Genomic DNA, 25,364 nt, shown 5'->3' with positions numbered 1-25,364 from the left:
TCTCGGCAGCCCTCCACACTGCTCGTTCCTCACGGCGCTCCAGCCCGACCCGTTCACGCCTTCGAGCGTCCATCCCGCCCGCCCCTGATTGAACAGCCTTGTGTCAACGAGGAGCGTGGAGGCGCTGCTGGGCGTCGTCGAAGCCCAGTGTGACGACCTGCTCGACGACGTCGGCGGCCTGCTCCAGGGTGACGCCGAGGTCGGCGCGCTCGCGGCCGGGGAAGTCGGACAGGACGAAGTCGGAGGGGTCCTGGCGGCCCGGTGGGCGGCCAATGCCCACGCGCAGGCGCGCGTAGTCCTTGGTGGAGATGGACTTGCTGATGGAGCGCAGGCCGTTGTGGCCGCCCTCGCCGCCACCGCGCTTGAGTCGCAGCTCGTGGGCGGGCAGGTCGAGCTCATCGTGGATGACGAGCAGGCGGGTCGCGGGGTCGATGCCGTAGTAGGAGACGAGCCCGGACACGGGCCCGCCGGAGAGGTTCATGAGCACCGAGGGCTCGGCCAGGATGACGCGGGGGCCAGGGGCGCCGCCGGGCATGAGTCCCAGGCGTCCCTCGGCCACGCGGGCGCGGGCCTTCTTGTGGTTGGAGAACCGGGACCCGGTGCGCTCGGCCAGGACGTCGAGCACCATGTAGCCGACGTTGTGGCGGTTGCGGGCGTACCGGGTCCCGGGGTTCCCCAGCCCGACGACGAGCCAGGGCTCACTCATGCGGCCCGCCCCGGCGTGGGACGGGCGCAGGCCGGCGCGTCGTCACGGCTGTTCATGCGGGTCACGCGCGATTCACTCGGCCGCGTCCTCGGCGTCACCCTCGGCGGGGACGACCTCGGGGACCTCGGAGGCGACGGCGTGCTCGTTGGCCACGTTGACCACGGCGGTCTCGGCGTCGGAGACGGCCTCCAGGCCCTCGGGCAGGGTGATGTCCGCGATGGTGAGGACGGTACCGGCGGCGACGCCGGTGATGTCGACCTCGATGGCCTCGGGGACGGAGACGGCCGGGGCGGAGACCATGATGGTGGCGGCCTCGATCATGTGCATGGTGCCGGGGTCGGCGGTGCCGATGACGGTGACCGGAACCTCGACATCGACGCGCTCGTTGCGGTTCACCAGGAGGAAGTCGACGTGCTGCACGCCGGGGCGGATGGGGTGGCGCTGCACGTCCTTGGCCAGGGCCAGAAGGGTCTCACCGCCGTCGATGTCCAGCTCGACCAGGGCGTTGTCGTTGCTGCGCAGGGCCAGGCGGGTGGCGTGCTCCTCAAGCAGGAGGTGGCGGGGCTCGGTGCCGTGTCCGTAGACGACGACGGGAACCCGGCCGGCGCGGCGGGCCTGGCGGGCGGAGCCCTTGCCGAACTCGGTGCGGTCCTGGGCCTTGAGGGTGATGGCGTTGTTGGCCATGAGGCTCTCCTTGCGGATGAAGCGGGGCCCGGTGCCCCGCGGCTGATGGTGGTCCGGCTGGGCGCAACGACGCGCAGTACCGCCAGGTACCACCACGTCGATCACGGATGCGCGCCTTCTCAAGACGCGTCCCTCGCCGGGGCAACGTGGGCAAGAATACGGCATGGGCACGCCGCGCGAACAGCCGCGCTCCCGGTGAGGCGCCCCACCCGGCGGCAGCGACAGGCGGGGGAGGTCAGCTGGGAGACGCGCTGAGGTGAGTTAGCGCGGTGACGTCTTGACGATCAGCTGCTCCTCGCGGAGCGTGGCCACAGCCTGTACAGGGGCCTTCACAGCACTTTCACGCGCTTCCTGCGCCGCTTACGAACGCGCTCCCCGTGGTCACGAGCGCAGCGGTGAGCTTACGCATGGCGGAGGAAGCGGAGTCACTGGCGGTCGGCCCAAGGGCGGTGAGGCTGGCCATCAGAGCGGCGATCTCCGGGAGATCCAACTCAACAGGTCCAGGCGGGCCAGCGTGCTCGATGGTGGCGCCACCGCCTCGGCCGGGGGTCACGGTGATCGGCACGCCGGAGTGGCGCAGCCGTTCCAGGTCGCGGGCAATGGTCCGCTCGGTCACGTCCAGGTCGGTGGCGAGACGGCCGAGGGTGAGCCGCTTCGAGCTGGCATGCAGTCGCTCGATGAGGTGCTGCTGACGCTCCACCCGCCGCAGGGTCAGGTGGGCGTCACGTGAAGCCGCGGACGCCTGGCCACGGGGTGGATTCATGGCCTCAGCGTAACGACGACACGGGCCTGTCCGGGTTGGTGCGTAACGTTGAGGATATGACTCACAACGCCATCGCAGAGCAGTTCTTCAATTCCTACACCCGTGCTCTGCTCGACCGAAACGCCGAGGCCATCGCCGAGCACTACGCCGTGCCCGCGCTGATCGAGTTCCCCGAGCATCCCATCGCAGTCTCCAGCGCCTCACAGACCGAGCAGTTCTTCGCCGGAGCATTCAGCCAGTACGAGGGTGTCACCACTACCCACGCAGCAGTCAAGGTCGTCGCCAGCACCGGGCACAGCATCTGGGTCGATGTCACCTGGACCCACAGCCCCAGCAGGCAGGAAGAGCGCTTCCTCTACCAACTCGTCCGCGACAGTGAGAGCTGGAAAATCGCCGTTCTGACCCCGCTGGACACCTGACGCCCCGACTGCGACACACCGACCAGGTCTGGCCCTGGCCGACCGGGTCCGGGATGAGGAGCGCGATCTGGAGGCGGCCTTCTTCGCCCGTGGGGCGGAGTTCTTCATGCAGCCCGGCAACCCGCTCAAGGCACCGACTCGCCGAAGGTTCGTCTCCTCTCTACAACGCTGCTTCGCGCTGGAGCCCGAGCCGGTTCCTTTCGAGAGAGGGTTCCTGCCCGCCTATGAGCTGGTGGATGCGGGCGCCACAAAGCCTCCGAAGAGCACCTGGGTCGTCTTCGGCGGATTCGACTCCTACATCGAGGAGACTTTCACGGTTCTGGCCGCGGTGGCGCAGCGCGGCCGGAGGGTCATCGCCTTTGAGGGCCCGGGGCAGGGCGGCGCCCTGGAGGCCGATCTGGAAGCGGACACAGTGCCCGGGAGAAGCGAGAGGCTCACCATGCGCGCCGACTGGGCGGCGCCTGTCTCGGCGGTCCTGAACCACTTCGACGTCGAGGAGGCCACGCTCGTCGGCATGTCGCTGGGAGGCGGGCTCGTCATGCGCGCCGCTGCCGGAGAGCCGCGGGCCCGGCGCGTCGTCGCCTTCGATGTGCTCGATGACTTCCTGGAGGTCCTCGTCTCTCAGTCACTTCCGCCGACTCTGGCGCGCGGTGCCGGGCGGTCCCTCACACACCTTAATCCCCTCATCGCCCGGACTCCCACAAGGGTTCTCAACCGGGCACTGACCGAGCAGGCCCGCGGCAGCCCGGTGACCTGGTGGGGCATGTGGCAGGGCATGCACGTGACGGGGACGCACTCCCCGGCCGAGTTCCTGCGCGCTGCGGCAGCCTTCTCCACGGCCGACGTCTCCCCCAGGGTCACCGGGGACGTTCTGCTCATGCAGGGCGCCGAGGACGAGTTCGTGCCGCTCCACCAGATGGTTCGTCAGGCCGAGCGTCTCACCGCCGCCCGCTCGGTGACCACCCGCACCTTCACCCGGGCCGAGAGCGCGGCGAGCCACTGCCAGACCGGCAACACCGGCCTCATGGCCCGCACGATCCTGGCCTGGGAGGAGGGGCTGTGAGGCACCGACGGCTCCACGCGGTCGTACCTTAAGGAGCGCGTTCGTACCCTCTACCCCTCGAACGCGCGACCTACCCTACGAACTCGCGGACACGGAGCATCGTTCAGGCCTTCAGAAGCCCCAGGCAGCGGCGCACGTCCTGGATCGGCAGCTGGCCGGGGGCGGAGGCCTGGGTCTCCCCCTGCTCGTCGGAGACGACGGCGAAGGTCAGTGCCGTCCCGAAGGCCGGCGCCACACGGCTGACGGCACCGAGCGCCCCCATGGACATGGCGGCCACGGGCACGCCCAGGCCCGTCCCCTCCCCCGGGTCCGCCGTGGCCCGAGCGCACACGCCCAGGAGGCGGGCGACGTCGTCGGCACTCGTGGGCCACACGGCGATCTTGGCCAGGTCCGCGCCCTCATTGACCATGCGGGCCAGGACCTCCTCCAGGACATCGTCGGCGGGGGTGGCCTCGAAGTCGTGGAAGGAGGCGACGACGTCGATGCCCAGTCCGTGGGCCTGCTCGGAGACCCCCGGCAGGCAGCCGCGCTGGACCTCGACGTCGATGGCGGCCGGACGGTGCTCAGGCGCCCAGGTGGACAGGTCGTCGAGCACGGCGCCGAGGACGGCGCCGTAGCCGGCATCGTCCAGGTGGGCACGGCCGCCCTCGGTCGCGGTGCGGCAGGTGAGCAGGAGGGGGACGCCGTCGACGACGTCGGCCATGCGGCGCAGGCACTCCAGGACCTGGGCGGCGGCCGTGACCACGACCATCGGGTCGGGAGCGGGTGACTCCGCACCGGAGGCCTCGGCGAAGGCGACCAGGGCGTCGGCCTCCTCGAGCAGGTCGGCGCGCAGCTCGAGGACGTCGGCGCCGACTTCGATGGCGCGGCGGGCCTGGATCCGCGCGCGGGCGGCGGTCGGCCCGGTCAGGGAGACGGCGACCGCGGGCAGCTCCCCGGAGCCGCTGGTGATGGCGCACCCTCCCTGGGGCAGAGAGGTCCCCGCACTCACGCCTCGTCTCCTTCCAGGGCCGCCTGCGCGGGCACGAGCGACAGGGCGATGCCGTCGAGGATGTCGTAGAGGCTGGTGGTGACCCGTTCCAGCGGGCGCCCGGCGGCGGCGGTCCGCTCCACCACGCGGGTGACGACCTCGCTCCACACGAGGGCGCCGGCGGCGATGACGTCGCGGCGCCCGGGGGCGAGGTAGCCCCAGGAGGCGCGCTGCTCGGCGGTGGAGTGGACGATCGCCTCGCAGGAGGTCAGGACGGCGTCGGGGCTCAGCTCGGCACCGTTCAGGGCCTGCGGGTCGAAGGCCTGAAGGCCCAGGGCGTGGGCGGTGACGGTGGTGATGGTGCCGGCCAGTCCGACCAGCTGCCCGGGGGCGGACAGGTCGACGACCCGTTCGGCGTCGTCCAGGAGGCCGCGCACCTCGGCGCGGGCGGCGGCCTCGGTCTCAGGGGTGACGCCGCCGGTCAGGAACCGTTCGGTGATGCGCACGCTGCCGGTGTCCAGACTGATGGCGGCGCTGGGGGCGTCCACGCCCAGGACCAGCTCGGTCGAGCCGCCCCCGAGGTCGACGACGAGGCGCGGCGTCTGCGCGCACTCGCTCCCCTCCCGCACTCCTGAGTCCTCTCCCCCGCGGGCTCCCAGGAGCGATCCGCTGAAGGACAGACGGGCCTCCTCCTGGCCACTGACGACCTCTGGCTCCACGCCCAGCAGCCGGCGCACACCGGTCACGAAGTCCTCCCGGTTGCGGGCGTCACGGGTGGCTGAGGTGGCCACGAAGCGCCGGACGGCCTCCCCGGGGGCGACACCCAGCTCGTCGCAGTCGGTGGCGTAGGCGTCCACGACCGTCAGCGTGCGCTCGAGGGCCTCGGGGTTGAGCACGCCGGTGCGATCCACGCCCTGGCCCAGGCGCACGATCTCGTTGCGGCGGCGTAGCACCTCCAGGCGGGGGCGGCCCGACCGATCACGGTCGGCCTCGGCGATGAGGAGGCGGATGGTGTTGGTGCCGCAGTCGATTGCGGCGACGCGGGTCATAGCGGAGGCCTCCTGGGCTGGGTCGGGATGGAGAGAACGGGACGGGTGGGAGCGCGTGACCTCACCTGACGGCTCAGGGGCGGCCCGTGAGGGATGCCTTGGAATCGTAAGGTACGGCCGCGAGGGACGCGCAAGCGCCCCAGCAGGCGATCGAGCTTGTCCCACACGGCCCGGTCGGTCAGCAGAGGCAGCGCTCAGGATCCCACAGTCCGCGCTCGCGCAGAACCTCCAGCGTGCAGTCGCCGATCGGGTTAACGCCGGGGCCGGCGGCCAGGGCGTGCCCGAGCAGGGCGTGGAGGCACTTGACGCGGGTGGGCATGCCGCCGGCGGAGACGCCGTCGATCTCGGGGACCTGCCCGAGCTCGGCGCGCCGGGCCAGGTAGTCGGCGTGGGCAGCGGCGTAGGCGGCGGCCAGCTCCTCGTCGGCTGCCAGGTCAGCGTTGAAGGTCTCCATGAGGTGCTCGGCCTCAAGGGTGGAGCAGCCCTTCACGGCTGCCGGGTGGGTGAGGTAGTAGCTGGTCGGGAAGGGGGTGCCGTCGTCGAGGCGCGGGGCGGTGCGCACCACGGTGGGGCGCCCGCACACGCAGCGGGCCGCGATGGACACGACGCCACGCGGTACCCGGCCCAGCTGGTCGGCCAGGGCGTCGAGGTCAGCCGACGTCACCGACTCCGTCACCTGCTCAGTGGCGTGTTCACTGGCTCGCTCACTGATCTGCTCGGGGGCAGGTGCATCGGTCGACTCGGTCCTCTGCGTCTCGGAGGTCGGGCTCACGGGGTCTCCTTCGTCTGCGGAGTGGCGGCAGGGCTCGGCGAGGTCTTGGGCGGATCCGTCGGCGCCTGGCTGGGCGAGCCGGTGGGCAGGCCCGTCTGGGTGGGGTTGAGGACCTTGCCGCCCGGGTCGTTCTTGGAGCCATCCTGCGAGGCCCCGTCGGCCTTGTCCTCGGTCTGGCCGGCGGCCTGCGCGGACTCCTTGAGCGTCTGGTACCAGGGGGCGCCCTGGGAGCCCTGGGTGGCTCCGCCGCTGGCGCCGGGCTGCTTGACGGAGTCGGCGCCGACGACGACGTAGCTGGTGTCCCCGGGCATGACGTAGCCGAGGCGCTCACGCACCTGGGCACGCACGTAGGTGTCGTCCTTCCACTGGGCCAACTCGTTCTCCAGGCTGGTGGAGGTGTCGGAGGCCTCCTTGATCTTGGCGACGACGGCGTCGTACTGGGCCTGCTGGGACAGGTAGGCGCGCAGCGAGGTGAAGACGACGACGAAGGCCAGCAGGCACACGACCGCCAGGGTGACGATCCGCGGTGGCAGGACCCGCTCGGGCGCCGTCGTCGGCAGCCCCTCGGGCTCGGAGGCGCCCGAGCCCGATCCGGGCGAGGAGGCCGCACGCTCGGTGGGGACCTGGCGGGGCCGAGCGCCGCGGGAGACGCGGCGCGTCCCGGACTGGCTGGAGGTGGGGCGGCGCGGAGTCATACGGGCATCCTGCCTCACTGGCGGGCCGGTGGAAGCGCACCCCACCGGGCGCGTTGCTCACGCTCCGGACCGCCCCAGAGCCTCGCGGACGCACGGTAGCCCTCGAGGACTGAGCCACAGGAGCAGCTCGCGAGCTCCAGGGTGCGTCCACGCGACGGCACAGATCTCGCGCCACACCACCTGCACCGTCTCAAACGCTCCGGGGCAGGCGGGAGGACCCGTCTGCCCCGGAGCGGGAGCGTGCGCCGTCGTCGAGCCGTTGTGTCAGTCAGCTGCTCGACGGCGGGAGGCCGCCTTCAGGCTCAGGCCTGGAAGCGGGGGAAGGCGCCGGCGCCGGCGTAGACCGCGGCGTCGCCGAGGGCCTCCTCGATGCGCAGGAGCTGGTTGTACTTGTTGACGCGCTCGCCGCGGGCGGGGGCGCCGGTCTTGATCTGGCCGGAGTTGGTGGCCACGGCCAGGTCGGCGATGGTGACGTCCTCGGTCTCACCGGAGCGGTGGGAGGTCATGGACGTGTAGCCGGCGCGGTGGGCCATCTCGACGGCCTCAAGGGTCTCGGTCAGGGAGCCGATCTGGTTGACCTTGACCAGCAGGGCGTTGGCGGCACCGAGCTTGATGCCCTTGGCGAGGCGCTCGGGGTTGGTGACGAAGAAGTCGTCGCCGACGAGCTGGACCTTGTCGCCGATCTTGTCGGTCAGGGCCTTCCAGTCGTCCCACTCGTCCTCGGAGAGCGGGTCCTCGATGGAGACGATCGGGAAGTCCTTCACGAGCTTCTCGTAGTAGTCCACCATGAAGGCGTTGTCGCGGGCCTCGCCCTCGAACTGGTAGGTCTTGGTCTTCTCATCGAAGAACTCCGAGGAGGCGACGTCCATGGCCAGGGCCACGTCCTTGCCGGGCTTGTAGCCGGCCTTCTCGATGGCCTCGACGATGAGCTCGAGGGCCTCGCGGTTGGAGTCGAGGTTGGGGGCGAAGCCGCCCTCGTCGCCCAGACCGGTGGACAGGCCGCGCTCCTTCACAACCGCCTTGAGGGCGTGGTAGACCTCGGCGCCCATGCGCAGGGCCTCACGGAAGGTGGGGGCGCCGATGGGGGCGATCATGAACTCCTGGATGTCCACGTTGGAGTCCGCGTGGGAGCCGCCGTTGAGGATGTTCATCATGGGCACGGGCAGGATGTGGGCGTTGGGGCCACCAACGTACTGGAACAGGTCCAGGCCGGCGGACTCGGCGGAGGCCTGGGCGGCGGCCAGGGAGACACCGAGGATGGCGTTGGCGCCGAGCTTGCCCTTGTTGGGGGTGCCGTCGAGCTCGATCATGAGCTGGTCGAGGCCGCGCTGGTCGGCTGCGTCGAAGCCGATGATCTCGGGGGCGATGACGTCGTTGACGTTGTCGACGGCCTTCTCGACACCCTTGGCGCCGTAGCGGTCCTTGTCACCGTCGCGCAGCTCGACGGCCTCGAAGGCACCGGTGGAGGCGCCCGAGGGGACGGCGGCGCGAGCGGAGGCACCGTCCTCCAGGAGGATCTCGACCTCGAGGGTCGGGTTGCCACGGGAGTCGAGGATCTCGCGGGCGTGAACGTTCTCGATGAGGGCCACTTGGTGCTCCTTGCTGAGGGGATCGTGATGAGGTCGTCGGCGTCGAGCACACTCGCGCGCGACTGCCGAATGCAGACCCAGCCTAGCGGGCCCGCCATCCCACCACGAGGGCCATGGTCCTGAGGAATGCACAGTGTTCACGCCCGGCGAGAATCACTGGACGACGCCGGGGCTCGCGCGGAAGCGCCAGAGGGCTCGCAGACCGAGCCCAGAGCCTCAGTGCGCGCTACGGTTCGTCTACACGAGCCGGGTACGTCAGGCGGGGCCGGCCCACCAGGTGGGCCCACGGCCGGTGCCGGTCGCGTCGGCCTCCTCCTGGACTCAGCCCTCGGACTGGTCGGCACCCTGGCCGCCCTCGCCGGCGCCGCCGTCGGCCTGACCGGGCTGCGCAGCACCGTCACCAGCGCCCTGATCGTCATTGGTCTGCCCCTCGGTCTGGCCGGGGTCGGCGGGCTGCTCGGCACCCTCCTGCGGGACGGACTGCTGGGGGACCTGCTGCTGTTGGGGTTGCTGCTGGCCGCCTTGCTGGGGGACCTGCTGCTGGGGCTGCTGCTGGCCGCCCTGCTGCGGCGTCTGCTGCTGTCGGGGGTCCTCCTGGGTCCACCACTCCGGAGCCTTGTCGGGGTAGCGCGGGGAGCGGTCGCCGGTGAGCGTGGCGCGCAGCTTGCTCAGGTCGGCGACGATGGCCTGAGCCTGGTCCTGCTGCTGACGAAGCTGGTTGAACAGGACATTGGCCCGCAGGTAGGCAAGTGTGCTCGCCTGGCGCGGCTCGAGGCCCAGCTGCTCCTTGGCCAGCTGCGCGATCTCCGCGTCAGTAATGGTGATGCCGTGAGCCTGGCCGACCTCCGTGATGAGGGGGGCCTCGATGAGGGCGCCGGCGATGTCCACCCGCGTCGGGGCCTTGCGCTCCTGCTCCGTCTGCTGGCCGGGCTTGGGCTCCAGCTCCTTGGCCACCACGTCGATGTCCTTCTCGGTCACGACGATGGAGTGGCTCGCCCCGTCCAGGCCGGTGTACTTCATGTCGGCCGCCTGCCCCGGGCGGTCGGTGCAGCCGGTGAGCGTCCCGACGGCGATGAGGAGTGCAGCGCCGACGGCGAGGACGCGCGTGCGTGCGGTGAGGCTTCGGGTCACGGTCTACTCCTGGAGGGGACGACGTCGGAGGGCGACATGGTGTCACAACGTTTCTGGCCCCTGACCTTACCGTTCCGCCCCCGACGACGCACGCAGCCCAGGCAGCACAGGCTGGACACGCCAGAAACCGTCCGCCATCCAACCAGACGTCACCTCTGACCTAATCCCGCTCATCCTTGAGCCCCACCCGCCTCAGCCCTGAGTCGGGCTCAGCGGCAAGTGCCAGCACTGTGGCCATCAGATCCGGGAACTGCTCATTGAGGTCATCAGTTCGAAGACGCACGAAACACCGGTTCCCCTCCATGCGGGTGCGGGTGATCCCAGCCGAACGAAGAACCTTGAGGTGATGGCTCAAGGTGCTCGGAGCTATGGGCGCATCCAGCTGACCCCACGCCCGTTCCTCACCATCACTGAGCAGCCGCACCAGTCCAAGGCGGATTGGGTCTGCCAGCGCATGCAGGACATCGGGGAGCTTCACCGTCTCAATATCCGGATGTGTCGCGCGAGCCATGTCTCGAGTGTACGCTCACCATATGATCGACATTCGTCGAACGTCGATCATGAATAGCCTGGGGATCACCACTTGCCCCCTCCTCAGCCACACCAATCACCTTCCAACACCCTCACCGCAAACCTGAGCACAAACACCCCAGCACCTCTCAACACTAACCAGCAATCGGAACGAGCCGCACCACCTCGCCAACATAGACATATTCACCCTGTCATCAGTCGAGCAACTCCCTGAACGAAATACACCACGAGCAAACAATATCAGCGATCAGTCAGCTGAAATACCAACCCTTCAACATTGGAGGCTACAATGACAAATCATTCAACTTCAAAAGCATCACGCCTCACTCTAGTGCTAGGCTTATGCGCTTTCATCGTCGGATGGGATTCAATGGTGGTCGCACCGATCACACCCACCATGATGGACGACCTGAATGCATCCAATCACATTGGTAGCCTACTTGTATCATCATACGCGCTCGCCTACTTCATATTCTCACCCCTGTTAGGCGCCCTGTCGGACAGGGTCGGCAGAAAAACCACCCTAGTTTCCGGCCTCACGATATTCAGTATCGGGACCCTACTGACAGGACTCACAACATCCTGGTGGCCAACCATAGCCATGAGATGCATCGCAGGGATAGGCGGAGGCGCGATCATGCCCTCCATATTTTCTCTCATAGGCGACAACACCCCACCGGAATCTCGAGGAAAAGCCATAGGAAACGTCATGGCCATGCTACTGGCCTCAACTGTCATCGGAGTACCCCTGGGAACCTATCTTTCGGATATCACATCCTGGCGATGGACTTTCGGAATTATAGCCGCAACCGGACTTACGGCAACCATAGCATCCATCACCACAGTCCCCAACGCCAAGCCCCCGCACGACAGTACTTCTTCTCCCGCTAAGACGGTAGCAGGAATGTTTAAAACAGCATTTCAAACCCCGGTCCTACTGACAACCTTAGGGGCAACATTCTGCTGGAACGCGGGATTGCAGACCATCTTCGCTAGCATTGGAAACTTTTACAGCCTACAACTAGGTCTCCATGAGAGAGAAATCGCCCTCGTAATACTCGGCGCTGGCATAGCAAGTGTTGCTGGATCTGTCACCGGAGGAAGATCCATCAGGAGAATCGGAATCAAACTGCTCATGCCTCTAACAGCTTCCGGAGCAGCTCTGAGCGTTGTCACACTCGTGCTAGGAACCCCTCATACGACCCCAGTTGTGCTGGCCCATATCGTATGGAGCTTCTGTATTGGTGCCGGCCAGCCAGCACTGACAACCCTGGCGGGCGAACTCAAGCCGAGTATTCGCGGAACTGCCATCGCCCTCAATGGCTCAACACAGTACGCCGCCATGTTTTTCGCATCAATCACCGGCGGCATCCTGGCCAAATCAACAGGAAACTACTTGCTTCCCGGAATACTATCAGCAGTATTCTCCGCATGCACTATGATCGCAATCCACACCACACTGCGCAGAGCAAGCTCTTTCCAGGAGGATTGATCCTGACATGCTCATCAAAGGCACCCATGTAAAAGTCCGGCGCCTCGCTGAGAAAATTTTATGGACACCTTGACGCGAGGCGCCCCGGCAGCCGCACAACCAACGCCACCCGGCCGTCACTCGTACCCATGCCCATAACGCCATCTCTTGATAGGAGTGAGACGCCGAACCCCGGACATCTTGTGCCGGTTGCATGACGTCTGCTCGCGTCCGGCCACTTGGGTTGATACGTGTTGAGCTCTCCTCAACACACCTCTCACGGATTCCAGCGCAGGCGAGAACGTCCACTCCAGATGAATCCGCGCCACCTGACCTTGAACAGTTCCAGCAACCGTCATACAGCCACAGCACCTACATCAAGGCATGCCCAGAGAGTGAAGCGGGCACAGGGCTGTCAGGTGCTCAGCCCTTCTTGTAGTTCTCCTTGAGGGAGTCAAGCAGGATGAGGGCCGAGTAGTAGTCGAGGCGGAAGGTGGAGGCCGGGGTGTAGGCCACCCGCCCCTGGGTCACCTGGGTCGCGGTGGAGAAAGTCGGGTCGTCGGCGACCTTCTGGCGGCTGGCACTGTCTGCGGCGACGATCACCCAGTTGTCACCAGGCAGCCCCGCCTGGACATTCTCGTTGGACAACTTGACGATGTCCTGCCGCTGCCCCTTGGAGGTATCGCCCTTCACCTCCTCGGGGATGTCGGCCATGGTGAACCCGAGAGAGGTCAGGATCTGAACCTGGGGAGACTCCGCGGTCAGGGCCGCGGCGCCACCGCCACCACCGCCGTAGACGATGAAGGCCGATGTCGTCCCCTCGGGAACAGTGATGGCCCCCTTGGTCGCAGACATGTGCGCGTCGTAGTCGGCGATCACCGTGTCCGCCTGCTGCTCGTTCCCTGTGGCCTGACCGATGGTGCGGGTGACGTCCTGCCAGGAGCGCCCGGTGTAGTCGACGACCAGGACCGGTGCGATGTCACGCAGTTGCTCGACCTGATCGGCCGCCGAGTCGCCACCGCTCTTGGCCACAACGATGAGGTCCGGCTCGAAGCCGGCCACCTTGGTGATGTCAACCGACTTGATCTCGTAGAGCTTCTCCACCTTCTGCTTCTTAGCCGCATCAGACCACTGGACGAAGAAGCCGGAATCGTCACTCAGGCCGTCGGTGTTAGAAGCCGTCACGGCTGAGGCCACCACTGGGGCTCCCACCGCCAGCAGCGAGCCGGTCAGGGCAATGGAGGTGGACACGATGCGCTGGGGCTGCTCGGACAGGGCGAGGTCGCCGTCGTCGGTCTTGACGGTGCGGGGCCATCCCTGGGATCCCGACGACGCCGAGCCGCTGGAGCCGGCCGAGCCTCTGCCGCCGGAGCGTCCGCACGCGGCCAGGCCCAGAGACACGACCCCGGTCAGGGTCGCAGCCAGGAGCCGCCGCCGTCCGATGATGAGACGCGGGAACGTATTCATCGCAGTCCTTCCCGTGGATGGCCTCACGACCAGAGGAGATCTACGATCTCCATCGCAATCGCGCTTTAAGTGTGCCTAACCTAAATCCGACCTCATGGTGGGTCAACGCCCTATCCAGTAGGTGGGAACCGAATAGGCCCGTCCGTCAGCGGCGCTTGCGGTAGGTGGTGGCCTCGGTCTCGTAGGCGGCAGCACCCTCGACGACGACATGCAGGAGCACCTCGGCCCACCGCACGACCTCCTCGCCGGACAGGGCCGCCCCACCCATGCGATTCGTGCCCGGCGCGGGCACCACGATGGTGCGCGTAGCTGGCTTCAGCACGGTCCCCGGGTAGAGGCGCGTGACCTTCATACGCGCCGACTCGGGCAGATCCACCGGCGCGAAGCGCACCGACTTGCCCTGGGCGACGATCTCACGCACCCCCAGCTCAGCGGCCAGGGCCCGCAGCCGCGCCAGCGCCGCCAGGCGGGCGGTCGCCTCGGGCACCGGCCCGTAGCGGTCGGCCAGCTCCTCCAGGACGTCGTCGACCTGCTCCCCCGAGCGCGCCGCCGCGAACTTCGTGTACGCCTCCAGCCGCAGACGCTCGTGGGGGATGTAGTCCTCGGGGACGGTGGCGTCCACAGGCAGCTCGATGCGCAGCTCGACGTCCTCGTCGTCGCCCTCCTCGAATCCGACGGCGTCGGCCCCGGCCCTGCCGGAGCGGGCCAGGGCCTTCTTGTAGGCGGAGACGGCCTCGGAGACCATGCGCACGTACAGGTCGAAGCCGACCCCGGCGATGTGCCCGGACTGCTCACCGCCCAGCAGGTTGCCCGAGCCGCGGATCTCCAGGTCCTTCATGGCCACCTGCATCCCGGCCCCCAGGTCGGTGTTGGTGGCGATGGTGCGCAGGCGCTCCAGGGCCATCTCGGTCAGCGGCTTGTCGGACGGGTAGAGGAAGTAGGCGTAGGCCCGCTCACGGCCGCGCCCCACGCGCCCGCGCAGCTGGTGGAGCTGGGACAGGCCCATGCGGTCGGCGCGGTCGACGATGAGGGTGTTGGCGTTGGAGACGTCCAGCCCCGTCTCCACGATCGTGGTGCACACGAGCACGTCGGTCTCCTTGCGCCAGAAGGAGTCGATGACCGCCTCCAGCTGGTGCTCGTTCATCTGCCCGTGGGCGGTGGCCACGCGCGCCTCGGGGACCAGTTCGGCCAGGCGCGCGGCGGTGGCGTCAATGTCCTCGACCCGGTTGTGGACGAAGAACACCTGTCCCTCGCGCAGCAGCTCGCGGCGGATCGCGGCGGAGACCTGCTTGGTCTCGTAGGCGCCCACGTAGGTGAGGATCGGGTGGCGGTCCTCGGGCGGGGTTGCCAGGGTGGACATCTCACGCAGGCCGGTGACCGCCATCTCCAGGGTCCGCGGGATCGGGGTGGCCGACATCGACAGGACGTCCACGTTGGTGCGCAGCGCCTTGAGGGTCTCCTTGTGCTCCACCCCGAAGCGCTGCTCCTCGTCGATGATGACCAGACCCAGGTCCTTGAACCTCACCTGGCCGGTGATGAGGCGGTGAGTCCCCACGACGACGTCGACGCTCCCCTTCTCCAGCCCCTCGAGGACCTTGGCGGACTCGGCGGCGTCCTGGAAGCGGGACAGGGCCCCCACGGTCACCGGGAAGCCGGCGTAGCGCTCGGTGAAGGTCTCGGCGTGCTGGCTCACCAGGAGGGTCGTGGGCACCAGGACCGCGACCTGCTTGCCGTCCTGGACGGCCTTGAAGGCGGCGCGCACGGCGATCTCGGTCTTGCCGTAGCCGACGTCGCCGCACACGAGCCGGTCCATCGGCTGGGCCTTCTCCATGTCGGCCTTGACCTCGTCGATGGTGGAGAGCTGGTCGGGGGTCTCGGTGTAGGGGAAGGCCTCCTCCAGCTCGGTCTGCCAGGGGGTGTCGGGGCTGAAGGCGTGGCCGGTGGTGGCGGCGCGGGCGGCGTAGAGGCGCACGAGCTCGCCGGCGATCTCGCGCACGGCCTTGCGGGCCTTGGACTTGGTCTTGGCCCAGTCGGCGCCGCCCATCTTGCTCAGGGCGGGGCTGTCGCCGCCGACGTACTTGGTGACCTGGTCCAGGGCGTCGGTGGGCACCAGGAGGCGGTCGCCGGGCTGGCCGCGCTTGGAGGGCGCGTACTCGATGACGAGGTACTCGCGGGTGGCCGAGGAGCGGGCCCCGCCCACGGTGCGCCGGCTCAGCTCGATGAAGCGCCCCACCCCGTGCTGGGCGTGGACCACGAGGTCCCCGGCGTGCAGGGACAGGGGGTCCACAGAACGGCGGGCGCGGCGGGCCGGCAGGCTGCGGCGCTCGCGAGGGCCGGCACTGGCCCGCCCGGTGAGGTCGGACTCGGCGATGAGGGCCAGGCGCAGTCCCTCGGCGAGGAAGCCGTGGCCGGCGCTGGCCTGGGTGACGCGCACGACGCCGTCACCCGGTCCCGCCGGGGAACCGGCCGCAGCATCAACTGCGACGTCGACGGCGGCTGAACCGTCCGCCTCGCCGACCGTGTCCTCAGTGGAGACGGCAGGGTCAGGGGCCCAGTCGCCGTCGCGGCCGAGCTCGGCAACCTCGGAGAGCTGGTCGACGATGCGGGCGGGGACGTCGCCGTCGCCCAGGAGCTGGGCCATGCGCCGGCCGGGTCCGGGGCCGTCGGTGGCGACGACGACGGTCCAGCCCTGACGGGCCAGCAGGCCCAGGTCGGCCACGGCTCGTTCGAGCTCACCGCGGTAGGTGCGCGGGTCGCTCAGGGGCAGGCGGGTGGTCTCGGGTCCGGCGGCCAGGGCGGTGAAGGACCACCAGCCGCGGTTGGTGGACAGGGCCAGGGCCCGGGCCTCGGCCAGGTGGGCGAAGGCGGCGGCGGACAGGTCGACGGGGACCGTGCCGCCGGAGGCCGCCGAGGTCCAGGCGGCGGCGAGGAACTCGCCGGTGGTGGCGGTGAGGTCCTCGGCGCGCTTGCGCACCCGCTCGGGCTCCAGGAGCACCGTGAGCCGGTCACCGATGAGGTCGAGCAGCGGGACCATGGCGTCGACCAGGACCGGGGCGAGGGACTCCATGCCCTCCACGGCGATGCCCTGGCTGATCTTCTCCAGCATGTCGGCGGCGCCGGGGACGGCGTCGGTCAGGGCGGCGGCGCGCTGGCGGACCGTGTCGGTGAGGACCAGCTCGCGGCAGGCGGTGGCGGTCACCGCGCCCAGCGCTTCGATGGTGCGCTGGTCTGCGACGGCGAAGGAGGAGACCTCATCGATCTCGTCACCGAAGAAGTCCACGCGCACCGGCCGCGGCTCGGAGGGCGGGAAGACGTCGAGGATGCCGCCGCGCACGGCGTACTCTCCGCGGGACTCGACCATGTCGACGCGCGTGTAGGCAGCGGCCTCCAGACGGCGGGCGGTCTCCTCCAGGCCCACGTCCAGACCGGGGGCCAGATGGACGGGCTCGAGCTCACCGAGCCCTGCGATGACGGGTGCGAGGAGGGCGCGCACGGGGACGACGAGGACGCGGATCGCCCCGCCTTCCTCGGGGTGGGCCAACCGGCGCAGGACGGACAGGCGCTGGGCGACGGTGTCGGCGCGCGGCGAGAGCCGCTCGTGAGGCAGGGTCTCCCAGGCGGGCATGACGGCCACGTCCTCGGCCGGCAGGTAGCTGCGCAGGGCCACAGCGGTCTCCTCGGCCTCGCGACCGGTGGCGGTGACGACCAGTAGGGGCGTACCGGAGGCGGCGCTGGCGTCAGCGTCCTTCCTCCCGACGGTGGCCCGCTCGGCTGTTTCGGCGTCGTCGCCGGCCACCCGGTTGACGCCCTCCTCGCCCAGGGCCATGGCGGCCAGGACGGCTGGCCGGGCGCCCGGGGCGACGACGAGGCTGCGGTCGGAGCGCGAGCGGGAGGAGGCGGCGCGAACGGTACGGGCGATGTCGGCGTCGGCGAGCAGCGGAGGCAGGAGCGCAGTCAGAAGCACGGCCGCGAGTCTAGTGACTCCCTGTCCCGTTACCACCGGCGGAGTGGATGGCGGAGCGGGCGGCCTGGCCGGTGAAGGCACTGCGGGACCAGTCCCGACTGCGAATCCGGTTCCAGGGATTGTCGTGCCCGGCGACGACGCCCACGCCCCCGCCCGCGGTGTTGTTACGGCTCTCCAGCAGGACCGAGACCTGCGCCGAGGCAGCCATCCCGGCGATGAGCCACACGACGGTGCCGACCTGGGTGATAAAGGCGACCGTCCCGTAGGCCGGGATGAGACTGAGCAGGGCGACCTGGGCGGGGTTGGAGCGCTGGACGAGAGCCCGGCCCAGGTAGACCACCAGCCCCGCCATGAGGAGTACCACGGGGATCCAGCCGAAGCGCAGCGCCGTCAGCAGCAGATGGTTGTCGATGGAGCTGTAACCGCCCCAGGCCACTGAGCCCCCCGACTTCTGGTAGGCCGAGGACAGCCCGAGCGGATTGAGCTGGCGCACCAGGACGAGGATGTCGCCCCGGTAGCCGGCCGAGTCCTCCTGCTCGCGGCCGGCCGAGTCGAAGACACCCAGGACGTAGGGCAGCAGGACACTGCCCACACCGACCAGCACCGTCAGAAAGCCCATCCGCCACAGGGCGGGGATATTGGTGTGCACCTGCATGAGGCTGAGGATGACGGCGATGACGGCGCACGCGATCGCCGAGCGGGAGAAGGTCGGGATGGTCGCCCCCAGGACCAGGGCGCCGGCCGCGATCCGGTAGCCCGGCCTCCAGCGCGTCGCCAGGATGAGGGGAATCCCCGCCGCCAGGCACACCCCCAGGGCGATGGGGTGGCCGAAGGCCCCCTCGACGCGGGTGAAGCTCCCCCTCGCCAGCGGCGGGGACCACTCCTCGTAGAGGTTGTTGTGGATGGTGATGTAGCTGAAGGGGTTGATGGTGGTGACGGCCTCGAGCAGCGCCAGCACGGACACCGCGATCCACACGATCGCCAGGACCTCGGCCATGCGCCGCAGCCCGAGCCGCTCCACGAGCAGCCTCCCGGCGAGGTAGGCCGGCATGGCCCCGAAGACGACGTCGGACAGGACGTAGTTGAGCGGCGAGCCCGCGGCGACGGACAGGCCCACCAGCCCCCAGGCGGTGGCGACCATGAGGTCCCCGCTGGTCAGACGCCACGAGAAGCCGGGCAGGAGGGCGACGATCACCAGGAAGCAGGCCAGGGTCGCCGGGGGCACGTTGGGCTGGACGGGGATCATCACCCACACCGGCACGAACCCGATGGCGCACATGACCAGCCCCGCCCCGACGATGGGGCGGCGGTGGATGCGGTCGGCCACGAAGGTGACAACGGCCAGGGCGGCGGCCACCATGGGGAGGACGATGAACAGGGTCCTGGCGAGGGACATCGTTCCTCCCTTGTGTCATCGTGCGTCATGGTGGCTGATTCGGTGGACGAGTGGATCGTCGATGGCGTCTCCGGGGGCCGGAGAGAGGCCGTGGGAACTGCCCGAGAAGATTCTGGGAGCGCCTCCGGCGTCCTGACCAAGATCAGGCGAGGCCGGAAGAAGTCCGACGTCGTCGGCCGTTCCCAGCCGGCTCCGGCGTCTTCTTCACCGCGTTGGCGGGAGTCCTGAGGGCCCTCACCCGCGCCGCACGGCTCCGGTGAAAGACTCACCACAGCATGCGGCCCCGTGCGACGGAAGAATCCCAGCGTGGCCGGGGGCGCAGGGAAGGCTACTACAGTCATCGAGACCTGAGCGTGATCTTACAGTTAAGGTTGGGTCGTAGCCTTTCAGCATCCGTCGGGTCCTCGGATCCGTCGGGCCGCCGGAACCGACCAGCCCCAGATCAGATGAGGAGCAGCGTGCAGCCTTCGCAGATCCTTCACGCCATCCGCAGGAATCTCGTAGCCTGCCTCGTCATCCTTCTCGTATGCACCCTGGCCGGGCTTGGGGTGGCCCTGTCGACCAAGCCGGAGGCGGTGGCGACCACGACCCTGGGCATCCAGCCCAAGTCGAAGGAGACCCCCTCCTTCTCAACCCAGGCCAAGGACCTCATGCCCACCCTGGTGGAGCTCTCCACGAGCCCGAAGGTCCTGGATCCGGCCGCTACCTCACTGAAGATGAGGACCACTGACCTGTCTGACTCGCTGACAGTCACCAACCCGCCCGAGACCCTGGTCCTGACCATCACCGCCAAGGCCGACAGCAGACAGAAGGCCGTCAACATCGCCCAGGCGACGGCGGCATCCCTCAACAAGGAGCTCTCCTCCGGCGACCTGCTGGGTAAGGAGGCCCTAGGGATGACGACGAGCACCACCTCGCCGGCCACCCCGGCCAACACCACGATGGAGCGCCCCGGCGCCCGCGCCTCGGCGATCTCCGGTCTGCTGCTGGGCCTGCTGGCCTCGGTCTCCTACGCCATGTTCCGCCACCGCCGCGACAGCGGTCACAGCGCCGGGCAGAGCGGCGAAGGCGGAGCCGGGCAAGCGGCGGCCGCTCTGCGGGCCCTCCGTCAGAAGCTGGCCGCCCTGCTGCAGCCGAGTCCCGCCCCGGCGCAGCCCCAGATGCAGTCGCAGGACCCTTACCAGTACCAGCAGTTCCAGCCCCAGGCGCAGTCCCCGGTTCCGACCTCCCCGGAGGCCTCCTTCTCCCACGCCCCTGAGCCCACCCAGGCCGGGACCATGGCGCCCCAGTCCGTCTCAGCGCCGATGCCCTCACCCGCCACGGCCCCCTTGGCTCCTTCCATGACATCGGGAGGCTCGTCGAGCTCGGCCCCGCCGGTACCGGTGTCCCAGCCGACGGCATCGTCCGCCGCGGCCCCGGGCTTGTCCGCGCAGCAGACGCCCGAGCAGACCGCCGCGATGCCTGCAGTGTCCGCGCCGCTCTACTCCCCGGCCCGGTCCTCCGTCCCGGCGCCGGCCCACGCCCCCCTGCCGACGCCGTCCTCCGTGTCCCCGGTGCCGTCCTCAGGGTCCTCAGTGGCTTCGATGGGATCGGCAGCATCAATGGCCTCGGCGTCGTCGGCCTCGGCCTCCACACAAGGCTCATTCACCTCCGGCACCTCCTCGGCCACGTACCAGCAGCAGAGCCGCGAGAACACTTCCGCCGCCCCGACCGGAGCCACCTCGAGCGGGTCGTCGTCCGAGCCGGCTCCGTCCTATACGCACGCCCCGCTGCCACCGCCGCCGCCCATGCCCTCGGACCTGACGGTGCCGGCCTCCCCCTCGATCGCGGTGCAGCAGTACGCCTCCGCTCCCGCCTCCGGCAGCCACCGCTCCCCGGGGCCGCCCGACGCCCCCGCCCGACGCAGCAGCACCGCTCTTCCCACCGCCCCGCCTCCGTCCATTCAGCCCAGTCAGCAGATGGCCTCGGCGTCGTCAGCGGCCTCTGCGGCGACGGCCCGGCGCAATGCGCAGCCGCCAGGCCGCTCCTGGTAGGACGGCCGCCCACAGCCGTCCACCAGCCGCCGGTCGCGCCAGGGCGGGCCCGATGCCTCTCGCATCGGGCCCGCCCTGTTCCTGTTCTCGGCGTGCTCCTCGCTCAAGTCGTCGGCCGGGGCACCATGACCCGCCGCAGGCGTATCACCTGGTGCTGGCCCGGGTCCGCCGGCTCAGTTGTCCTCGTCGTTCTCCTCGGAGTCCCCGGCCTTCCCAGCGTTCTTGGCGTTCTTGGCGTCCTTCGCGCCATTCGCAGCCTTGGAGACCTTGACGCTCTGGGTCTGCGCGGTGATCGTGTTACCGCTGGGGTCGGAGACCACGAGACGGTAGGTGTGCTCGCCGGCCGGGCAGCCGGTGTCCTCCAGGGTGTGGGAGGACAGCGCCCAGCGGGTGTCGCCGATCTTCTCGGTGGCCACCGGCGTGGTCTCGTTGTCGCGATAGAGGCTGTAGGTCAGTGTCGGGTCATCGCGGTCCCAGGTGGCGGTGAAGGAGACCTTGACCGAGCCCGACATCGTCGCCTCGGCCTTGGCACCCAGGGTCTCGGCCTTGCCCTCGGGCGGCAGCGTGGGCTGGCCCGCACGTCTGGGGTAGCGCACGATCCCCTGCTGGACCTTGCCGTCGGCCTCGATGAACTCGCCCACCATGAGGACGTACTTGTCGGTGACGTCAACCTTGTAGGCGGCCTGGAACGCACGCGTCACCTTGCCCGCCTCCAGGTCCGGGTACCAGCCGACGATCGTGGGGCTCTTGTAGCCCGACGTCGACCAGTCCTGGTAGCCATCGACGACCCCCTGGTGGCGAATGGTGATGTCGGGGCTGTTGGTGAAGGCCATTGCCCGCGCGTACAGGGGATGAGAGCCGTCCTTGCGCACCTCGGACATGTTGGGGAAGCCGTAGATGGTCTCACAGGAGTGGGCGTGGCCGACCGTGTAGACCATCTCCTTGGTGGGCGCGATCCCGTAGGTGTCGCCGTGGCAGGGCTCGAGCCAGATGAGGTTGCCGTTCCAGTCCGCCTTGAAGCTCCCCTCGAGGTTGGCCTCATCGAGGCGACCGACGGAGGAGTAGGCGGTGGCGTAGAAACCGTCGTTGTCGACGGCTATGTCGAAGATGGCGGCGTTCTGGCCAGCCGTGCGCACGGTGTCGTTGACGGGCATGGGCAGCATCTCACCGGTGGAGGCGCTCAGGAGCGCCATCCCGTAACCGGGCTTGCTCGAGCCGTTGACCGAGGAGAAGGAGCCGCCGATGACGACCTTGGAGTGGTCCGGGGAAACCTCGATCGCATAGACCTGGGCGTTGGGTCCCTCCGCGGAGGCGGTCCAGTCCGTGAGCTCGCCGGTGGAGGCCTTGAGGGCGGCCAGCCGGACCCGCTGCTGGCCGTTGACCTTGGTGAAGTAGCCCCCGGCGTAGAGGGTGTCGCCGGCCACCGCGATGTCCTTGACGGTCGTGCTGAACACGGGACGGAAGGAGGAGATGAGGGTTCCGTGCCCCTGAGAGATGTCGAAGGCGGCCAGCCGGCTGTGCGACTCGTCGTCGACTCTGTCGAACTCCCCGGCGACGTAGAGGGTCTTGCCGTCCTCGGAGACGGCCAGGCTCCGGCCCGCGCCGTTGAGGCTGGGAGCGAAGTCCTCGATGAGCTGCCCGGTGTTGATGTCGTAGGCCAGGATGTTGGAGCGCGGAACCTCCTGCTGTCCCTTGGGCGCCTCGGCCGGGCGGGCGGTCTTGAAGTCGCCGACGACGTAGACCACATCGCCGACGACGAGCTGGCCCCAGGCGACGCCGTCGATCTGTGCGGTCGGCAGGGGCGCGGCTGTGTACGGAGGCTCCTGGGACGACTGGCCGGTCGGCTCGGAGCCCTGGCCGGCGGCGCCTGCGTCGTCTCCGGCCTCACCTTGACCGTTGTCGTGTCCAAAGCCGGCATCGGCGTTGACCTCGCCCTGATCCTCCGCCGCCGACACCGGTGCGGCGGGGGTGAGGGCAACCATGAAGGCGAGGAGGAGCGGGAGGAGGGACAGGATGATGAGGACGCGGGGGGTGTGGGAGCGACGTTGCACGGGAACCTCCGGGAGATATGGCTACGAATGTGCACGCAGGTCGGTGGTACGTCGACGGTATGGCGGTTGTGTATCGGCGGCATACAAAGGAATGTGTTCGGTACGCGCCGTCATTCGACTACCGACAACCTTGGATTAATTTAACCGGTAGAGCGCGTTATGACAGGGGGCGCGCCCCGTACGAGCAGGACCCTGAGTGATGGCGGTCCCGCAGCGCTCAACCGCTGAGTAGGATTGCAATGCAATCGTTATCGACTTGGTGATGTCACTGTATCGCCAAGAACTATCTCGCCGTGATGGGCAGCACTGCCCATCACGTCCTCGCCTTCGCACCTGATGACGCGGATCTGAGCTCCCGGAGTGGACGTCGGGCCGTCAGGTACGAGAACGGGCCCCTCGCCGAGCCCTGGGAGGGGCTCCGACGAGGGGCGGGCGCACAACGGTGCGCAACAGCACGGAGCGGGCGGGCCGGTACTGGCCCAGTGCCGGCCCGACTCCGACCTCAGTCTCCGGGAACGCCGACGGTGTCGAAGAGCGAGGCGACCGAGCCGTCGTCGAAGACGGCCTTGATGGCCCGGGCCAGCAGCGGCGCGATCGGCAGGACCGTCAGCTTCTCGAAGCGCTTGCCGGCGGGGATCGGCAGGGTGTCGGTGACGATGACCTCGCGCGCGCCGCAGGTCGACAGACGGTCGACGGCCGGCCCGGAGAGCACCCCGTGGGTCGCGGCGACGATGACGTCCTTGGCGCCGGAGTCCAGCAGCACCTGGACGGCCTTGGCGATCGTGCCTCCGGTGTCGATCATGTCGTCGACCAGGACGCAGGTGCGTCCCTCGACGTCGCCGACGACGCGGTTGGCCACGGACTCGTTGGGGCGGGTGACGTCGCGGGTCTTGTGGACGAAGGCCAGCGGCGTGCCGCCGAGCTGGTTGGCCCAGCGCTCGGCCACCCGGATGCGGCCGGCGTCGGGTGAGACCACCGCGGTGTTGGCGGGGTCGACGCGGGTGCGCACGTAGTCCACGAGCACCGGCTGGGCCCACAGGTGGTCCCAGGGGCCGTCGAAGAAGCCCTGCTCCTGAGAGGTGTGCAGGTCCACGCTCATGAGGCGGTCGGCGCCGGCGGTCTTGTAGAGGTCGGCCACGAGGCGGGCGCTGATGGGCTCACGCCCCAGGTGCTTCTTGTCCTGGCGGGCGTAGGGGAAGAAGGGAGCCACCACGGTGATGCGCTTGGCGGAGGCGCGCTTGAGGGCGTCGACCATGATGAGCTGCTCCATGAGCCAGTCGTTGACGCGGTCGCCGTGGGACTGCACGACGAACACGTCGCAGCCGCGCACCGACTCGTTGAAGCGGACGTAGGTCTCCCCGTTGGCGAAGTCGTAGGCCGTGGAGGACAGCACCTCGGTGCCGAGCTCGCTGGCCACGTCCTGGGCGAGCTCGGGATGGGCGCGCCCGGAGACGACGACCAGCCGTTTCTCACCCTTGGTAATGATGCCCGTCATGACGTGGTTCCCTTCTCACGGCCGGTGCGGCCCTCGGTGTGATTGTTGGAGACGGAGGTGGAGGCAGGTGGCCGGTTCGGCTGAGACCGGCGGGCCGATGAGTTCATGTGTCAGCCCTGGGCGCCGCCGGCGTCGAGCTGGCTGAAGGGTGCGACGACGCAGCCGGCCGGGATGACGGCGTCGGTGAGGATCGCATAGGCGCCCACGCGGGCGCCCTGACCGATCCGGGTGGTTCCGCGCACGAGGGCGCCCTGCTCGAGGGTGACGTCCTGGGCGAGCTCGGCGGTGACGTCCACCCAGGTGGAGGACGGGTCGACGACGCCGACGCCCTGGGCCATCCAGTCGCGCAGGATGCGACGGTTGAGCTCGGCGCCGAGGTCGGCGAGCTGGGCGCGGTCGTTGCAGCCCTCGACGAGCCAGTGGTCGGTGACGACCAGCGCACTGGTGGACCGGCCCGCCCGGTGAGCGTGGGCGACGACGTCGGTGAGGTAGACCTCGCCCTGGTCATTGTCCGTGCCCAGGGTCGCCAGGGCGGCGCGCAGGTGGGCGGCGTCGAAGACGTAGACGCCGGCGTTGATCTCGCGGATGGCGCGCTGGGCCTCGGTGGCGTCGCGCTGCTCGACGATGGCCGAGACGGTGCCGTCGGCCTCGCGCACGATGCGCCCGTAGCCGCTGGGGTCATCCAGCTCGGTGGTCAGCAGGGTGACGGCGTCACCGCGCTCGGTGTGCTGGGCCAGCAGGGCCTGGAGGGTGGCGGTGTCCAGGAGGGGAACGTCCCCGCTGGTGACGACGACGGGGCCGGTGAGGTCCTCGGGCAGGGAGGCCAGGCCGCAGGCGACGGCCCGTCCGGTGCCGGGGACCTCGTCCTGGTCGGCCGGTACGGCGTCGGGGGCGACCTCGGCGAGGTGGGCGACGACGGCGTCGCGCTCGTGGCGCACGACGACGACGAGATGCTGGGGCTCGAGCCCCCTGGCGGCGGTGACGGCGTGGTCCACAAGGCTGCGACCGCCAATCCGGTGCAGGACCTTGGGGGTGACCGATCGCATACGAGTTCCCTTGCCTGCGGCCATGACGATGACGGCAGCGGGTGCGGTGGGGGTCACGTGTCCTCTTCT

20 protein-coding genes are annotated in these 25,364 nt (G+C 69.2%); 4 read left to right on the top strand and 16 right to left on the bottom strand.

What is annotated here, in order from left to right:
• Positions 1 to 103: 103 nt before the first annotated feature.
• The 3 genes from pth to BQ8008_RS13120 form a co-directional block, all read right to left on the bottom strand.
• Positions 104 to 706: an aminoacyl-tRNA hydrolase gene (gene pth, locus BQ8008_RS13130; RefSeq protein WP_108834473.1), complete on the bottom strand. Its 603-nt coding sequence runs from the start codon at positions 704 to 706 to the stop codon at positions 104 to 106.
• A gap of 72 nt (positions 707 to 778) precedes the next feature.
• Positions 779 to 1,390, bottom strand: a complete 612-nt coding sequence (locus BQ8008_RS13125; RefSeq protein ID WP_108834471.1) for a 50S ribosomal protein L25/general stress protein Ctc — start codon at positions 1,388 to 1,390, stop codon at positions 779 to 781.
• A gap of 340 nt (positions 1,391 to 1,730) precedes the next feature.
• Positions 1,731 to 2,153, bottom strand: a complete 423-nt coding sequence (locus tag BQ8008_RS13120) for a helix-turn-helix transcriptional regulator (RefSeq protein ID WP_108834469.1) — start codon at positions 2,151 to 2,153, stop codon at positions 1,731 to 1,733.
• Positions 2,154 to 2,209: 56 nt separating this feature from the next.
• On the opposite strand from BQ8008_RS13120, the gene BQ8008_RS13115 reads away from it, so the two are divergent.
• Together BQ8008_RS13115 and BQ8008_RS13110 are read left to right on the top strand one after the other, a co-directional pair.
• A complete protein-coding gene (locus BQ8008_RS13115) occupies positions 2,210 to 2,572 on the top strand; it encodes a nuclear transport factor 2 family protein (protein WP_234415423.1) in 363 nt (120 codons plus the stop codon).
• Between the two features lie 106 nt (positions 2,573 to 2,678).
• Entirely contained in the window at positions 2,679 to 3,635 is a 957-nt protein-coding gene (locus tag BQ8008_RS13110) for an alpha/beta fold hydrolase (protein WP_234415422.1), read from the top strand.
• Between the two features lie 103 nt (positions 3,636 to 3,738).
• Here BQ8008_RS13110 and BQ8008_RS13105 read toward each other — a convergent pair whose 3' ends face one another.
• The 7 genes from BQ8008_RS13105 to BQ8008_RS13075 all read right to left on the bottom strand — a co-directional run bounded on the left by BQ8008_RS13105 (position 3,739) and on the right by BQ8008_RS13075 (position 10,352).
• Positions 3,739 to 4,626, bottom strand: a complete 888-nt coding sequence (locus BQ8008_RS13105) for a type I 3-dehydroquinate dehydratase (protein WP_108834465.1) — start codon at positions 4,624 to 4,626, stop codon at positions 3,739 to 3,741.
• Complete coding sequence (locus tag BQ8008_RS13100) at positions 4,623 to 5,654, bottom strand: Ppx/GppA phosphatase family protein (RefSeq protein WP_108834463.1); 1,032 nt, start codon at positions 5,652 to 5,654, stop codon at positions 4,623 to 4,625. The genes BQ8008_RS13105 and BQ8008_RS13100 overlap by 4 nt, the downstream gene beginning before the upstream one ends.
• 178 nt (positions 5,655 to 5,832) lie before the next feature.
• A complete protein-coding gene (locus BQ8008_RS13095; protein WP_108835003.1) occupies positions 5,833 to 6,366 on the bottom strand; it encodes a DUF501 domain-containing protein in 534 nt (177 codons plus the stop codon).
• Positions 6,367 to 6,422: 56 nt separating this feature from the next.
• Positions 6,423 to 7,121 carry an FtsB family cell division protein gene (locus BQ8008_RS13090; protein ID WP_108834461.1) on the bottom strand — a complete coding sequence of 233 codons (699 nt, stop codon included), beginning with the start codon at positions 7,119 to 7,121 and terminating at the stop codon, positions 6,423 to 6,425.
• Positions 7,122 to 7,423: 302 nt separating this feature from the next.
• Positions 7,424 to 8,710 carry a phosphopyruvate hydratase gene (gene eno / locus BQ8008_RS13085; protein ID WP_108834459.1) on the bottom strand — a complete coding sequence of 429 codons (1,287 nt, stop codon included), beginning with the start codon at positions 8,708 to 8,710 and terminating at the stop codon, positions 7,424 to 7,426.
• A gap of 321 nt (positions 8,711 to 9,031) precedes the next feature.
• Positions 9,032 to 9,841, bottom strand: a complete 810-nt coding sequence (locus BQ8008_RS13080) for a hypothetical protein (protein WP_108834457.1) — start codon at positions 9,839 to 9,841, stop codon at positions 9,032 to 9,034.
• A gap of 160 nt (positions 9,842 to 10,001) precedes the next feature.
• Positions 10,002 to 10,352 (bottom strand): ArsR/SmtB family transcription factor, encoded by a 351-nt coding sequence (locus tag BQ8008_RS13075; RefSeq protein ID WP_108834455.1) that lies wholly within the window; start codon positions 10,350 to 10,352, stop codon positions 10,002 to 10,004.
• Positions 10,353 to 10,661: 309 nt separating this feature from the next.
• Between BQ8008_RS13075 and BQ8008_RS13070 the strand changes: the two genes are divergently transcribed.
• A complete protein-coding gene (locus BQ8008_RS13070) occupies positions 10,662 to 11,864 on the top strand; it encodes an MFS transporter (protein ID WP_108834452.1) in 1,203 nt (400 codons plus the stop codon).
• A 402-nt stretch (positions 11,865 to 12,266) separates the two neighbouring features.
• Here BQ8008_RS13070 and fepB read toward each other — a convergent pair whose 3' ends face one another.
• The 3 genes from fepB to BQ8008_RS13055 form a co-directional block, all read right to left on the bottom strand.
• On the bottom strand, positions 12,267 to 13,310 hold the full coding sequence (fepB, locus tag BQ8008_RS13065) for a Fe2+-enterobactin ABC transporter substrate-binding protein (RefSeq protein WP_108834450.1): 1,044 nt from the start codon (positions 13,308 to 13,310) through the stop codon (positions 12,267 to 12,269).
• A gap of 145 nt (positions 13,311 to 13,455) precedes the next feature.
• Positions 13,456 to 17,274 (bottom strand): transcription-repair coupling factor, encoded by a 3,819-nt coding sequence (gene mfd, locus BQ8008_RS13060; protein WP_108834448.1) that lies wholly within the window; start codon positions 17,272 to 17,274, stop codon positions 13,456 to 13,458.
• 10 nt (positions 17,275 to 17,284) lie between these two features.
• Positions 17,285 to 18,670, bottom strand: a complete 1,386-nt coding sequence (locus BQ8008_RS13055) for a hypothetical protein (RefSeq protein ID WP_108834446.1) — start codon at positions 18,668 to 18,670, stop codon at positions 17,285 to 17,287.
• 458 nt (positions 18,671 to 19,128) lie between these two features.
• Between BQ8008_RS13055 and BQ8008_RS13050 the strand changes: the two genes are divergently transcribed.
• Positions 19,129 to 20,703 carry a YveK family protein gene (locus BQ8008_RS13050; RefSeq protein ID WP_234415421.1) on the top strand — a complete coding sequence of 525 codons (1,575 nt, stop codon included), beginning with the start codon at positions 19,129 to 19,131 and terminating at the stop codon, positions 20,701 to 20,703.
• A 173-nt stretch (positions 20,704 to 20,876) separates the two neighbouring features.
• Here the strand turns inward: BQ8008_RS13050 and BQ8008_RS13045 are convergent, their stop codons facing one another.
• From BQ8008_RS13045 to BQ8008_RS13035, 3 genes are all read right to left on the bottom strand, one after another.
• A complete protein-coding gene (locus tag BQ8008_RS13045) occupies positions 20,877 to 22,754 on the bottom strand; it encodes a hypothetical protein (RefSeq protein WP_108834442.1) in 1,878 nt (625 codons plus the stop codon).
• 502 nt (positions 22,755 to 23,256) lie between these two features.
• Positions 23,257 to 24,249: a ribose-phosphate diphosphokinase gene (locus BQ8008_RS13040; RefSeq protein ID WP_108834440.1), complete on the bottom strand. Its 993-nt coding sequence runs from the start codon at positions 24,247 to 24,249 to the stop codon at positions 23,257 to 23,259.
• Positions 24,250 to 24,359: 110 nt separating this feature from the next.
• Positions 24,360 to 25,352, bottom strand: coding sequence for a bifunctional UDP-N-acetylglucosamine diphosphorylase/glucosamine-1-phosphate N-acetyltransferase GlmU (locus BQ8008_RS13035; protein ID WP_108834438.1), 993 nt, complete (start codon positions 25,350 to 25,352; stop codon positions 24,360 to 24,362).
• Positions 25,353 to 25,364: the final 12 nt, after the last annotated feature.

Origin of the sequence: Actinomyces sp. Marseille-P3109 (assembly GCF_900323545.1) — a bacterium.
GTDB lineage: Bacteria > Actinomycetota > Actinomycetes > Actinomycetales > Actinomycetaceae > Actinomyces.
The sequence above is the reverse complement of the archived record's forward strand: the minus strand, read 5'-3'. Positions and strand labels throughout refer to the sequence as shown.